Source organism: Enterobacter cloacae complex sp. IR5459 (assembly GCF_049238005.1).
GTDB classification, from domain to species: Bacteria; Pseudomonadota; Gammaproteobacteria; order Enterobacterales; family Enterobacteriaceae; genus Enterobacter; species Enterobacter hormaechei_C.
This window is the reverse complement of record NZ_JBMKIG010000025.1, coordinates 1-13,197: the sequence shown is the minus strand read 5'-3', so window position 1 is coordinate 13,197 and position 13,197 is coordinate 1. Positions and strand designations below refer to the sequence as shown.

Below are 13,197 nucleotides of genomic sequence, written 5' to 3'. Positions count from 1 at the left end.
GCCGTTATAGGTGGCGACCTCTCTCGGGCGGCTTTTCTGTGAGACAGGCTCACTTTCTAAAAGGTAAAGACGCTATGAATAATCCGTCAGTTATTCCGGCCTTCGACTTCCAAGAAATGGTGCAAGCCAAAAACGGAGAGGTAGTTACCACATCCAGAAAAGTTGCCACTTACTTCGGCAAGCGACACGGCGATGTGCTCAGGAAAATCGAGCAGGTTAAGGCCGATTGCTCGAGGGAGTTTAGCCAACGCAATTTTGCGTCGGCTGATTATATCGATGAGCAGGGTAAGGTTCGCCCGATGTATAGCCTGACGAAGGATGGCTGGATCATGGTTGTGATGGGATTCACCGGAAAAGCTGCTGCGGCTATCAAAGAAAGCTACATTTCAGCGTTCAACTGGATGTCTGAGCAACTTAGCCGTCGTCTGGCCATGGGTGAAGAAATGCAGCACCGCTACGCCATTAAAGAAACGCGCTCAAAGCTGAAAGGCACGATCGGCAGCCGGTTGATGAACGAACGGAAGAAGGAAAAACGCGTGCTGAGGCTCGAACATGAGCACATCATGCAGGTAACGCAGCCGGAGCTGTTGATAAACTAAGCAGGCCATTACAAAGCCTATCTGCGGGTGGGCTTGATAATGCCGTAGCGCTCTAAAAGATGAAGCCTTTTCGATAGGCAAACTGTTTTGACGATCTCGTTGATTGATGGCGAGATGGCAATTACAAATGAAATTAATAAGCTTGTGGACATGTAACCTCCTATAGGAAAACGAGGCAGACGAGTTCTGCTTCTATAGTGGTCTCTAATTATTTTGCTGCGGATCCCTTCCATCAGGAGCGGTCTTTAATGCAGAAATCACCTTGTCCAACATGTTGGACTTCACAAGCGGATAAAGAGGCACTCAATGTCCGACATCTACCAAATCACGCTAACCACCACATCAAAAGAAACCTTCACTGGCCTGATGAAACGAAGCCAACCTGAAATCGTTAACGGGTTCGTAGCACTGGCGACTGATACAGGTGAGTGGCGTTACTTCCGGCCTGACAGTGTGGATCAGTTCCACTTTGTGCCGGTGGCTGATGATTCAAATGACGAGGCGGCAGACAGTAATTAGTAGCCGCCATCGTATGACGTGAATTAGAGTTTTGCGCCGGATGTACGGGAAGCGATAACTTTTGCTGCTGCAAGTTTTGCTTTACCTGAATCACTCTGTGTTCCAGAGTCAAAGGCTTTGAAATTATCTTCAATCGTGCTCACAACCTTATCTTTTATCTCAACAGGCAGAGCATAAAAAATCGATTGGAACATGACTTCATAGGCTAATACTCGCGATTGCAAATCATTAATTACTTCTTCAACTGACTTCATCTTAACTCCTTGGGATAAGTAAATGGCACTCACCGACAAACAAGAGATGTTTTGTCGCGAGTACCTCATCGATTTAAACGCCACGCAAGCGGCTATTCGGGCGGGGTACAGCGCAAAGACAGCTAACCGTACCGCGTCTGAAAACCTGTCAAAACCTGACATCCAGTCCAGAATTGCCGAACTTAAAGCGCAACGCAATGATCTGGTTGGCATAAATGCGACATACGTCCTGAATCGTCTTGTTGAGATAGACCAGATGGACGTGCTCGACATCCTCAAAGACGACATGAGTCTGAAGCCAGTAAGCGAGTGGCCTTCATCCTGGCGAAGATATTTGAGCGGCTTCGATGTGGCTGAGATGTTTGAAGGCCGTGGGGAGGAGCGTGAGATGATCGGGCTGCTCAAGAAAATTAAGTGGCCTGATAAAGTCAAAAACCTCGAGCTGCTCGGGAAGCACATAGATGTGATGGCTTTCAAAGAGCAGGCCACTCATGAACACACAGGCAAGAACGGCGGGCCAATCGAAATGGCTGCACTGACCAAAGAAGAGTATAAGGCTGCCCGGCGGGAGATGTTGGAGGATGACGACTGCTGAGCAAAGGGCATTTGCCCGTAAGGTTGAATGCGAAGAGGATGGGCTTTACTACGCTCGATACTTCTTTAAGCAGCGCACCGGCGGAAAGATGATTGTCGCGCCTCACCATAAGGTGATTCAGCAAACGCTGGACCGCGTCATTGATGGTGAGATTCAGCGCCTGATCATCAACGTCCCGCCTGGGTACACAAAAACGGAATTGGCGACCATCAATATGATGGGACGAGGGCTGGCGCTGAACTGCCGGGCCCGTTTCATGCACCTGTCCTATTCGCACAACCTGGCGCTGCTGAACTCCTCTACCGCGCGCGGAATGATTAAGTCGCAGGCATACCAATCCATGTGGCCGATGGCGCTGCGCGATGATGCTGACAGCAAGGCGATGTGGTGGACTGAGCACGGCGGCGGCGTTTATGCGTCATCGGCAGCAGGACAGGTTACCGGCTTTCGTGCCGGGCATATGGAGCCGGGCTGGCAGGGAGCGCTGATTATCGATGACCCGGTAAAGCCTGATGACGCTTACTCTGAGATCGTCCGCGACGGGGTCAACAACCGTTTTAACGAGACAATCAAATCACGACTGGCGATCGAGACGACGCCGATGATTGTCATCATGCAGCGGATCCATTACCACGACCTGAGCGGCTATCTTCTGCGGGGCGGGAGTGGTGAGAAATGGCATCACCTGAATCTGCCGGTGATTATCGACAATAGTCAGCCATACGCAGCGCAGTACCCTGAAAACTCACACGCTATACCGATTGACCATGGCTTACCTGACGGCTGGCTGTGGCCTTTTAAGCATAATGAATCGCACCGCGTATCCCTGTTCTCTCACCGGCGCACCGCCGAAGCGCAGTACATGCAGAAGCCTCGCAGGTTTAATGCTGAAGGAGCCCTGTGGACAGAAGTTATGATTAGCGCGTCACGCGATCTGCAAATTCATCACGATAAGGTTCGCTCTGTCGTGGCGATTGACCCACAGGCAACAAACAGCGACGAAAGCGATGAAACAGGCATTGTCGCTGCCAGCTCATATGGTGCCGGTGACAAAAAGCAGTTCTCTGTGGATGGTGATTACAGCGGCAAATATTCACCTGCTGGATGGGCCAAGAAAGCCATATCAGCCTATGAGCAACACGAAGCTGACGCGATAGTCATTGAGACGAACCAGGGTGGAGACATGGCGGAGGAGACACTCCGCAACGCCGGGTTCAAAGGTCGCATCATTCGTGTACATGCCAGCAAAGGTAAGTATGCCCGCGCGGAGCCGATATCGGCGCTCTACGAACAGGGGCGAGTGGCAAATCACGGCAATCTCTACGTGTTGGAGAACCAGATGATGGAATACATCCCCGCCACCGCGAAGAAATCACCTGACCGCCTCGATGCGATGGTTTACGCACTGACTGAACTGAATGGATCTCAACCTGTGGGGATGATGATTCCGAAACGCCTTCGCTAACCAAACGGACAAACCATGACTGACAAATTAACTCTCGCCGTCAACCATGCGTTGAACGATGCGCGGATGGCGCGCGCCCGTATGGGGCTGATGGCGCCTACAATGGGGCTGGACAATAAGCGCCATTCAGCATGGTGCGAGTATGGCTTCCCTGAGCAGGTAACCTACGAAAACCTCTACGCCCTGTACCGGCGCGGAGGTATCGCTCACGGTGCAGTTGAGAAGCTGGTGGGTAAGTGCTGGCAGACGAACCCGGAAATTATCGAGGGTGACGACGCCGACGAGAGCGAGGGCGAAACCACCTGGGAGAAGAACACCAAAAAGGTTTTCACAAAGCGCCTTTGGCGGGCTTTTGCTGAAGCCGACCGCCGCCGCCTGGTCGGCCGTTATGCTGGCATCCTGCTGCACATCAATGATTCAAGAACGTGGGATCAGCCGGTTGTTCGTGGGAAGTCACTAAAAAAGGTTACGATCGCATGGGCTGGGTCACTAATAGTCAGCGAGTGGGTTACTGACCAGAAATCGGCAGATTACGGCCAGCCAAAGCAGTGGAAATACGTTGAGAGTCTGCCAAACGGCGGGACGAATCAGCGCTTTGTACATCCTGATCGCGTCTTCATCTTGGGCGACTACTCGAATGATGCAATTGGCTTCCTTGAGCCACCTTATAACGCCTTTGTCAGTCTCGAAAAGGTAGAGGGCGGTTCTGGTGAATCGTTCCTTAAAAATGCCTCAAACAAGCAGGCAATCAACTTTGAAAAGGACATCGACTTTTCTAATTTGGCTTCGTTGTATGGCGTATCGGTAGATGAGCTTCAGGAGCGCTATAACGAAGCAGCCAGAGAGCTGAATATTGGTAACGATGTACTCCTGATCACCCAGGGCGCGCAGGTTACCTCAATGGTATCTGCTGTTTCAGACCCTGGGCCTACTTACGATGTCAACCTACAAACCGCTTCAGCTGGGGTAGACATCCCGGCGCGCATACTGGTTGGCAATCAGCAGGCTGAGCGCTCGAGTACAGAAGATCAGAAGTATTTTAACGGTCGCTGCCAGTCACGCCGCGGTGACCTGTCATTCGAAATAGAAGACTTCAGTGACAAGCTAATCGACCTGAAAATCATTGATGATGTCAGCGAGAAGACTGTTATCTGGGATGACCTGAACGAGCAGACCGGTACTGAGAAGCTCGCCAATGCCAAAACCATGGCAGAGATTAACCAGACGTTCCAGGGCAGCGGAGAGAATCCGGCCTTCAGTCGCGAAGAAATTCGCACAGCTGCCGGTTATGAAAACGTCGATGAATTCCCGTTAGGAGAAGAGGATGGCGACGAAGAGGACCAAGCCACCAATTCTACCGCGTAACTATGAGGATCCGACCGGAGCTGATGCGCTGGAGCGCCGGGCAATGAAAGACTTCGCCAGGCGAATGAATAAGATTGGCAAAGCGTACAAATCAGCACTCGAAAAAATACCTTCCTCCCTTGCAGTAAACGCCAGATACGAATACCAGCTAAACCCAACGCTACTCTCCATCATTCTGAACGATGCCAGTTACCTGGTGGATCAGGTGCTGCTTGAAGGTGGCGACTACGACCTGTGGTTTTACGAGTACATCGATCTGGCTTCGGAGAAGGGGACCGGCCAGTCGTTCTACAACCTCAGCCAGCAGTCGCCGGTGTACGCCGCTGGTCGTGAATCGTTAGCGTCCATCCTCGCAAGCGACCCATATCAGCAACGTATGGCGCTGGTGCATGCGCGTGTATTTGAGGAAATGAAGGGGCTGACTGCTGACGTTAAGCGAGATATGGCTCGCGTGCTGACTGATGGCGTGGGCCGTGGTCTCAATCCGCTGGACATTGCCCGCAACCTGACAGACCAGACCGGTATCGAGAAGCGCCGGGCGAACCGAATAGCGCGCACTGAAGTGACTACCGCGCTGCGCCGGGCTAAGTGGGATGAAGACCAGGAGGCTAATGATCTCTTCGGTCTGAAAACGCTGCTGGTTCACATCTCGGCGCTGTCACCAACAACCCGTCATACGCACGCTGTGCGTCACGCGCACCTTTACACCAATGAAGAGGTGCGTGACTGGTACAGCAAAGATGGTAACTCCATCAACTGCAAATGCAGCCAGCAGTCGGTGCTGGTGGATGCGGACGGTAAGCCGGAATACCCGGACACCATCACGAAACTCAAACAGGAATATAAATCGATGCAGGCGCGCGGTTACGCCTGGGCGGAGAAATAACTATGCCTATGCAGGTCAACATCACCACGAAGGTGAATAGCCAGTCAATCCGGCGCGAAACGTACAACGGGCGTGAGCACCTGGTGCTGCCGAGCTACACGCTGCCGGCGAACGTCGTCATGAATGGCGGCTTGTACACGGCGGAAGAAATCGACGCGCACTATCAGGGGCTAGAAGGAACCCTGGCACCGCTGGGTCATCCACAGGTTAACGGCCAGTTCGTGTCTGCATTCTCTCCAGAAGGGCTGTGCACAGGATTCGTTGGGGCGTGGAACCGAAATGTTAAGAAGTCCGGCAATCGAATCTACCTCGAGAAATGGGTTGATGTATCTAAAGCTGAGGAGTCACCAGGTGGTCGCGAGCTACTTGAGCGTGTTGCAGCTATCGAGCGTGGCGATGACGTACCGCCCATTCATACCAGTGTCGCCGCTTTCCTCGACCAGCTTGAGCCTAACGAACAACAGAGAGCTACGGGCGCCGAGTGGGTGGCGAAGATTCACAGCATGGACCATGACGCCATTCTGTTGCATGAGGTTGGCGCGGCAACCCCTGAGCAGGGAGTTGGCCTGATGGTCAATGCCGATCTGGCTCAACCGCTCAAGGCTAACTCGGGCGCGCTGGTGGGTGAATCCTACCGGGAGCGCGAGCAGCGTCTCGATCGCGCAGCCAAAGCGAAGTTTGCGGCGGGCGCGGATGAATACGCATGGGTTGCTGATTTCACTGACTCGCAAGCTGTAATCATCCGCAACGGCGGCAGCGCTGAGGTGTTTGGCTACAAGTCTGAGGGCGGCGTAATCACCTTCGAAGATACCGGCACCGCAGTAGCGCGCCAGGAGTCGTGGGTCGCAGTCGTCGCTAACAAATTCAAAGCTCTATTCACACCGCAGGAACAGCCTGCACCAAACCACAAAACGGAGGGCGACATGCCTTTAACCAAAGAAGAACTGGAACAAATCGGCAGCATGATCGGCCAGGCTGTTGCGACCAATACTGAAGCGGCTATTAAGCCTCTCGCGGAAAAGGTTGATGCGCTACAGGCAAACCATCAGCAACTGGCAGACACCCTGACCGCCAACTCACGCGCTGAAGAGAAAGCAAAGCGTGAAGCTGTAGCCGCCAAGCATGGCGATATCGTCGCTAACGCACTTTCAGGCGATGCGCTGGATGCGATGTTCAAGACGCTGGGCGAAGCTGCACCGCTGGGCACCAACAATGCGCAGCAGCAGAAAGAAACCGGTGCACCTAACCCTGCTGAATACTTCAAATAAGGAGCCAGAATAATGGCACGTTATCGTCGCGTTAATATCGACGGTCAGTCTCTGTACAAGACCGAAACCCGCGTTACTGCCGCAGCCTTGCTGCCCGGTACTGCGGCAGTCATCAATGGCGACAATGAGTTCGCGCAGGCAACTGCGCTGGCTGGTCGTATCTACATCATCGATGTTGCCTATCATCAGGGTCTCAAAATCACTGAAGCAGTGCCAGCCGGCGACTCCGCAGTGGGTAACTACGTAGAAGAGGGCCGCGAGCTGGCGCTGCTGTGCGTGGCGGGGACTTATGCCAAAGACGATCCAATCAAGCTGGGTAGTAATGGGAAATTTACCAAAGCTACTGCAGACACCGATTCGGTGATTGGCTATAGCCAGGACGATGCGACTATCGCAGCCAGCACTACCGATTTCATCCGCGTGCGTATGCGCGTCGGTACCGTAGCCGCTGCAGATGCTGGCGCTTAATCAGGAGAATAATAATGTATTTTACCGCTGAATCACTGGCTACTAACCGCCGACTCCAAGGGCACTGGAGTGAGCTGTGGGCCAACCGTGACATTTATAACGCCCAGCATGACATGATGGTCAACGCGTACCGCACGCGCATGACGCATGAAATGCTGGCGGCGAATGCCATCGGTGGCTTTACACGTGAATTCTGGGCCGAAATTGACCGCCAGATTATCCAGATGCGCGATCAGGAAATTGGCATGGAAATCGTCAATGACCTGATGGGTGTGCAGACCGTGCTGCCGATTGGAAAAACAGCAAAGCTGTATAACGTCTCCGGCGATATCGCGGATGATGTCTCTATCAGCATTGATGGTCAGTCCCCGTATTCCTTCGACCACACCGAATTCGGTTCAGATGGCGATCCGATCCCGGTATTCACTGCTGGTTACGGAGTCAACTGGCGCCATGCTGCCGGGCTGAGCACTGTCGGCATCGATCTGGCTCTGGAGTCTCAGTCGGCCAAGATGCGTAAATTCCACAAGAAGCGCGTCGACTTTTACCTGAACGGCGATGCCAGCATCGTGGTTGATGGTCTGCCAGCGCAAGGTATGAAAAACCACCGCAACACTCAGAAAATCAACCTGGGTAGTGGCTCTGGCGGCGCCAACATCAATCTCACCACCGCTACACCGGCTGAGCTACTGGCATTCTTTGGCCCTACAGGTCCATTTGGACTCACTGCCCGCCGTAACAAGGTTACAGCTTACGACAAGCTGTGGGTGAGCCCTGAAGTCTGGGCCAACATGGCTAAGCCGTATCTGGTGGATATCAACACCGGCACAAATGCGCTGCTTAGCGGAACCGTTCTGGATGCGATCAGCAAGTTTATTCCTGCTAAGTCTATCCAGATGACCTATGCACTGGAAGGTAACGAGTTCCTGGCGTACGAGCGCCGACAGGATGTGATTTCTCCTCTGGTAGGTATGGCTGTGGGCGTTGTACCGCTACCGCGCCTGATGCCGCAGAGCAACTACAACTTCCAGATCATGTCCGCAGAAGGTTTGCAGATTAAGAAGGACGGCGAAGGCCTGTCCGGTGTGGTCTACGGCGCTAACCTGGCTTAAGGAGCAATCATGGCTGAAAAATACGAAGTGGTTAAGCCGTGGCACGGCGTTGCGCTTGGTGACGTTGTTGAGCTGGGCAAAGTTCATCCGTCGCTGAAACCGCATGTGCGCAAGCTGTCCGATAAAGCTGCTGCGGAACTGGTACCTGCAACCCCGGTCGCTGGCACTGACAACAAAGCGCGCAAAGAGGCAGTCATTGCCCGACTCGATGCGCTGGGCATTGAGCATAAAGGCAACCTGGGCCTGGAGAAGCTCACCGAGTTGTTGCCGGAAGGTGAGTTCAAAAAGCTTTTCCCTGCTGAATAACGACCGCCTCTAAGGCGGTTTTTTATGCCCTCTTCGGAGGGCTTATCAGAGGCTCGCATGATTACCACAGTACAGGCCAAGGAATATCTGGAGTCAGTCGGTATCACGCTGCCTGATTTCATCCTGCAGGCTCTTTTAGAGCAGGCTGGCAGCATTCAGGAGTGTCTGGATGCGCATTACCCTCCCGCAACCGCTCTGCTAATACAGTCCTACCTGCTGGGGCTAATGGCGCTGGGGCAGGGTGATAAATACATCAGCTCTCAGACAGCCCCTAACGGTGCATCGCGCTCATTTCGGTATCAGTCTTTTGCTGACCGATGGAAGGCCTCTCTGGGGCTTCTGAGGGGACTAGATAAGTATGGATGCGCTACAAGCCTGATCCCGCCTGATCCAACCAACACCGCTTTCGCTGGCATCTGGATTGCCCGAGGCGGCTGCATGTGCAACGGGAGTCGATGATGGCGTTGATATCGGTTAAGCAGAGGCTTCCTGAGCCCTTCGCAAAGGTCTGGGTTATCACTGACTGCGGGCGGCGGGTCACGGGTTACGTTAAAAGTAACGGTGAATGGTATTTGCTGTGCCGGAAGGTAGCCGCTGAGAATCCGGAGATTATCCGGTGGGAGGATGATAGTGTCAGCCACGGCTAACTGGTCTTACACCAATGTCGCCACTGTCTACCCTCGCTTCTATGACGACTGGAACAACACCTGGACAAACGGCACACCATACCTGATTGACTGCACCTGGACGGCTAACAATGAGGTTGCGGTAGATGCCAATGGTAAAGAGTTCACCACTAACCTGATTTTCTTCACTGAACTGAAGCGTAACGGCGTCATCTCAACCATGCCGCAGCGAGACTGGTACATCGCCAGAGGTGACACATCGGCGCTATCAGATCCGCTAAAAGCTGGCGCTAATGTCATCAAAGCTGTAACCGACTGGGACATGTCCTTTTTCGGCGAAGAGCCTGACTACAAAATCCTGACGTGAGGTAATCATGCCCGTTAAAGGTATCAAGCGCGTCCAGATGAATACCAGCAGGGTGCTGAGTGACATAGCCGGAATACGCACGGAGAAGGTTCTCTATCAGGTGATGAATGCCGGCGCCAATCATGCTGCTCTAATCACTCCTGTTAAATCGTCAACCCTCATCAACAGCCAGTACAAGCGGCTCGAACCCATGCCCTCAGGAATTATAGGCAGAGTGGGTTACACGGCAAATTATGCAGCTGCTGTTAATGCTGCAAAGGTCAAGCTAAAGGGCAAGCCAAGGCCTGACGGTAGCGGTAATTACTGGGACCCTAACGGCGAGCCGGACTTTCTCCGCAAAGGCTTTGAGCGCGACGGCCTCAACGAGATAAAGGCCATCATCAGGCAAGGATACAAAGTATGACGCGTAGCGAGGTGTATGACGCTCTGAGAGCGTGGCTGCAGTCCCACGGTTTTGATGTCGGCTATCGCGTCCAGAAACGCTTCTGGAACGAGCTTGAAGGAACTGAAGGGGAAAGATACCTCGTCATCCAGCAGGGCGGTGGCGGCAAGCCTGATGAGGCCATAACACGAGATTATTTCAGATTCCTTGTTCTTTCCGGTCAGAACGACAGCGACATTAACGAAGTTGAAGACCACGCTGATGCAATACGTCAGGCGATGATCGACGACTACCAGACTGAGTGCATCATCTCGATGCAGCCAATCGGCGGTATCCCCGCCATCCAGACCGAAGAAGGTCGCTACCTCTTCGATATTTCATTTCAAACCATCATTTCCCGATAACACGGAGATAAAGACATGGCATGTGAAGCTGGTGCTTTCACAGGGCGTGATGTCGTCGTTTACTACGCGATTGGCTGCCCCGAATCACAACCCGCCAACGGTGACTATAAGCGCCTTGGCATGATGCGCGGGAAGACTGTTTCCGCCGAATGGGATACCGCAGACGCTACTGCTGATATGAGCGCGGCGTACACGCAGGAAGATCTCGTAACCTACAAAAACATCTCGTTCTCTGGAGATGGCGTAACCCGAAAAGAAGATGTCTATGCGCAGAACGCGCTGAAGCGTCACGTATACAACCCGCCAGCAGAAACCAGCAATCAGCCATATGTCTGGCTGAAAATCATCTCTCCAAACGACATTACCGAAGGTCCGTTTATGGTGACTTCGTGGGAAGATGAAGCCCCTCATGATGACGTGGCCACATGGTCTATTGAGGCGTCAAGTGCGGGCCAGGTGGATGTACGTGATGTCGGCGCCGTAATCACCATTACTACCCAGCCGCAGAATCGCACACTCACTGTGGGTGATGCGCTCAATCTTTCGGTGGCGGCAAATGTCTCTGACAGCTCCACTCTGACCTATCAGTGGAAGAAGGGCGGAACTGACATCTCAGGTGCGACGAACGCTACTTACACGAAGGCCAGCGTCGTTACGGGTGATGCGGGTTCTTACTCCTGTCAGGTTACATCCTCAACCGCCTGCTCGGTAACCTCCAGCCCAGCTACTGTAACCGTGAACGCAGCCTAAATCCATGGGAGGCTTGGCCTCCCTCTTATTGAGAGTTTCCATGAAAGCAATCACCGATATCGGCCAGGCTGTCATTCGCGCCAGCGGCAAAGAGATATTCCTCAACCCTTCATTCCTGGCTATGTCCCGAATCGGCACGCCTGAGCAAATCGTTGATGCTTTCGTGAAAGTTCATGCAGGCCATTACCCAAAGCACAGAATTGCAGACCCCCAGATTCTGAAAGCGGCTAATGCACGCTGCTTTGCGGATATGGCAGCGGCCGCAGCTAGTGTAGTCAAACACTGCTCTGAAGGCGACATTACTGAAATCATCGGCTCTTACTCAGTGACTACGGCGGGACGCCTCCTGTTTAAGCCTGGCTCGTTGCCAGTTGAAGACGTTATCCAGCTGGCGCGCCACCTGATTCTGCATGGCGTAATGGGTGATCAGCCGCCCGAAGAGTTCGAGAGCAAGAAAGGCGAGTACAGCGATAAATTCGATGCCCGTACATTCGTTTATACCGCAGTTGCCCACCTCGGGATGAGTGAGGCAGACGCCTGGAACATGACGATGACCAGCTTCCGGGCTGCCATGAATGCCAAGTTCCCGCAGAAGGATAAAGGGAAGGTGCCAACCCAGGAGAAATACGACGAAGTTATGGACTGGGCAGAACAGATGCTGGCGATGGATGCGCAGAGGCATGGTCCGCATTAACAACCTACGAAATGAAACGATAAGCCCTGCGTCCGCTGGGCTTTTTGCATCCGCAATAAACCCACCGCGCTTCACACGCGCACGTTATAATCCCAGAGCCTACAGAAAGCGAGCCTGAGAGTTAGTTGTACTCTGGGCTGCTATCTCTGTGTGACAGGCTCACTTTCTATAGGTAAACCTCATGCACTATCCAACCGTATCTGTAAACGGAGTTTCCGTTCGCGTTGATGACGAAGGGCGCTACAACCTCAATGATCTTCACGCTGCCGCAGTGGCTGAGGGCAAAGCCACGGAATCACAGAGGCCAAGTAACTTCATCAAAAGTGGGCAAATTAAAAAGTTTGCGCAAGAACTGACCAAAGCTACAAAAATAGCTTCGGTCAAGATTATCAAGGGTGGTGCTCAGCCTGGTATATGGGGGTTAGAGTTGGTGGCGATTCGCTATGCCGCATGGCTTAGTGTTGAATTCGAAATAAAAGTGTACCAAACCTTTCAGATGGTGATCCGAAATGGCATCAGTGCCATGTCCCGCCTGAACAAAATTGACCACATCATCAATACTGAAACCAAGCAGATCAGCCAATGCGCCAGCCAGATGGCCAGATGGGGTTCCGGCGGCCGCAAGCAACTACTGAACGCAGCACGGGATCGTGTTGCTGATGAAGTTCAAATGTATTTGCCTGGCATTATGTAGGCAGCGATAACCCGCTTAACTGCGGGTTTTATTTGATCATAAAATCCACGCTGTTAAGATGTTTCCGATTGCAATCAAAGGAAGCATAAAATGAAAAAAATAGTTGCTTTAGCTCTCGGGGCTTTAATGCTGTCTGGCTGTACTGTTCGTGTTGCTGATATGACTGTAGGCAGTACCAAAAACTATAACCTGAACGCAGCTAAGTTTGAAAAAGGTCAGCGCGTAACTGGTGAAGACAAAGCTCCGATTGTCATTTTCCCACTGGGCATTCCTAGCGTCAAAACAGCAATGGATCGCGCCATCGAAAAAGATAAGTGCTCTGTAGGTTTGAGCGATGTTGTTATCTATCAGCTTAACCATGCGTTCCTGTTCGGCACGTATGGTTTCCGTGTTGAAGGTACTCAAATCATCGATAAATCTCAGCTTGGTTGCGAAAACCGCTA

20 protein-coding genes are annotated in these 13,197 nt (G+C 52.7%); 19 read left to right on the top strand and 1 reads right to left on the bottom strand.

Annotation, left to right across the window (positions count from 1 at the left end):
* Positions 1 to 74: 74 nt before the first annotated feature.
* Both ACOTX4_RS25035 and ACOTX4_RS25030 read left to right on the top strand, forming a co-directional pair.
* Positions 75 to 599: a Rha family transcriptional regulator gene (locus tag ACOTX4_RS25035; RefSeq protein WP_421635481.1), complete on the top strand. Its 525-nt coding sequence runs from the start codon at positions 75 to 77 to the stop codon at positions 597 to 599.
* A 306-nt stretch (positions 600 to 905) separates the two neighbouring features.
* A complete protein-coding gene (locus ACOTX4_RS25030) occupies positions 906 to 1,118 on the top strand; it encodes a hypothetical protein (protein ID WP_421635480.1) in 213 nt (70 codons plus the stop codon).
* Positions 1,119 to 1,141: 23 nt separating this feature from the next.
* Here ACOTX4_RS25030 and ACOTX4_RS25025 read toward each other — a convergent pair whose 3' ends face one another.
* Positions 1,142 to 1,372, bottom strand: coding sequence for a hypothetical protein (locus ACOTX4_RS25025; protein WP_421635479.1), 231 nt, complete (start codon positions 1,370 to 1,372; stop codon positions 1,142 to 1,144).
* Positions 1,373 to 1,394: 22 nt separating this feature from the next.
* Here ACOTX4_RS25025 and ACOTX4_RS25020 point away from each other — a divergent pair, with 22 nt between their 5' ends.
* The 17 genes from ACOTX4_RS25020 to ACOTX4_RS24940 all read left to right on the top strand — a co-directional run.
* On the top strand, positions 1,395 to 1,967 hold the full coding sequence (locus ACOTX4_RS25020) for a terminase small subunit (protein ID WP_251995565.1): 573 nt from the start codon (positions 1,395 to 1,397) through the stop codon (positions 1,965 to 1,967).
* A complete protein-coding gene (locus ACOTX4_RS25015) occupies positions 1,954 to 3,432 on the top strand; it encodes a DNA-packaging protein (protein ID WP_421635478.1) in 1,479 nt (492 codons plus the stop codon). The genes ACOTX4_RS25020 and ACOTX4_RS25015 overlap by 14 nt, the downstream gene beginning before the upstream one ends.
* 15 nt (positions 3,433 to 3,447) lie before the next feature.
* The gene (locus tag ACOTX4_RS25010; RefSeq protein ID WP_421635477.1) at positions 3,448 to 4,797 is read left to right on the top strand and encodes an anti-CBASS protein Acb1 family protein; all 1,350 of its coding nucleotides are present in this window, start codon (positions 3,448 to 3,450) and stop codon (positions 4,795 to 4,797) included.
* Positions 4,757 to 5,683 (top strand): phage minor head protein, encoded by a 927-nt coding sequence (locus ACOTX4_RS25005; RefSeq protein WP_421635476.1) that lies wholly within the window; start codon positions 4,757 to 4,759, stop codon positions 5,681 to 5,683. The genes ACOTX4_RS25010 and ACOTX4_RS25005 overlap by 41 nt, the downstream gene beginning before the upstream one ends.
* Before the next feature lie 2 nt (positions 5,684 to 5,685).
* A complete protein-coding gene (locus tag ACOTX4_RS25000) occupies positions 5,686 to 6,951 on the top strand; it encodes a hypothetical protein (RefSeq protein WP_421635475.1) in 1,266 nt (421 codons plus the stop codon).
* A 12-nt stretch (positions 6,952 to 6,963) separates the two neighbouring features.
* Positions 6,964 to 7,419: a phage cement protein gene (locus tag ACOTX4_RS24995; RefSeq protein WP_421635474.1), complete on the top strand. Its 456-nt coding sequence runs from the start codon at positions 6,964 to 6,966 to the stop codon at positions 7,417 to 7,419.
* A gap of 14 nt (positions 7,420 to 7,433) precedes the next feature.
* A complete protein-coding gene (locus tag ACOTX4_RS24990; protein WP_421635473.1) occupies positions 7,434 to 8,531 on the top strand; it encodes a major capsid protein in 1,098 nt (365 codons plus the stop codon).
* Positions 8,532 to 8,540: 9 nt separating this feature from the next.
* Entirely contained in the window at positions 8,541 to 8,837 is a 297-nt protein-coding gene (locus ACOTX4_RS24985; RefSeq protein ID WP_079911643.1) for a hypothetical protein, read from the top strand.
* A gap of 57 nt (positions 8,838 to 8,894) precedes the next feature.
* Positions 8,895 to 9,296, top strand: coding sequence for a DUF7370 family protein (locus ACOTX4_RS24980; protein ID WP_063158629.1), 402 nt, complete (start codon positions 8,895 to 8,897; stop codon positions 9,294 to 9,296).
* Entirely contained in the window at positions 9,296 to 9,484 is a 189-nt protein-coding gene (locus ACOTX4_RS24975; RefSeq protein ID WP_063158537.1) for a hypothetical protein, read from the top strand. The genes ACOTX4_RS24980 and ACOTX4_RS24975 overlap by 1 nt, the downstream gene beginning before the upstream one ends.
* Complete coding sequence (locus ACOTX4_RS24970; protein ID WP_164961834.1) at positions 9,468 to 9,830, top strand: hypothetical protein; 363 nt, start codon at positions 9,468 to 9,470, stop codon at positions 9,828 to 9,830. Before ACOTX4_RS24975 ends, ACOTX4_RS24970 begins: the two co-directional genes overlap by 17 nt.
* A gap of 7 nt (positions 9,831 to 9,837) precedes the next feature.
* The gene (locus ACOTX4_RS24965) at positions 9,838 to 10,233 is read left to right on the top strand and encodes a hypothetical protein (RefSeq protein WP_421635472.1); all 396 of its coding nucleotides are present in this window, start codon (positions 9,838 to 9,840) and stop codon (positions 10,231 to 10,233) included.
* Complete coding sequence (locus ACOTX4_RS24960) at positions 10,230 to 10,616, top strand: phage tail termination protein (RefSeq protein WP_045339753.1); 387 nt, start codon at positions 10,230 to 10,232, stop codon at positions 10,614 to 10,616. The genes ACOTX4_RS24965 and ACOTX4_RS24960 overlap by 4 nt, the downstream gene beginning before the upstream one ends.
* Positions 10,617 to 10,631: 15 nt before the next feature.
* Entirely contained in the window at positions 10,632 to 11,366 is a 735-nt protein-coding gene (locus tag ACOTX4_RS24955) for a phage tail tube protein (RefSeq protein WP_421635471.1), read from the top strand.
* A 40-nt stretch (positions 11,367 to 11,406) separates the two neighbouring features.
* A complete protein-coding gene (locus tag ACOTX4_RS24950) occupies positions 11,407 to 12,060 on the top strand; it encodes a DUF6246 family protein (protein WP_096889005.1) in 654 nt (217 codons plus the stop codon).
* A gap of 181 nt (positions 12,061 to 12,241) precedes the next feature.
* On the top strand, positions 12,242 to 12,754 hold the full coding sequence (locus tag ACOTX4_RS24945) for a KilA-N domain-containing protein (protein WP_047720624.1): 513 nt from the start codon (positions 12,242 to 12,244) through the stop codon (positions 12,752 to 12,754).
* 90 nt (positions 12,755 to 12,844) lie between these two features.
* The coding region (locus ACOTX4_RS24940) for a hypothetical protein (RefSeq protein WP_126818903.1) at positions 12,845 to 13,197 on the top strand (353 nt) is incomplete at its 3' end.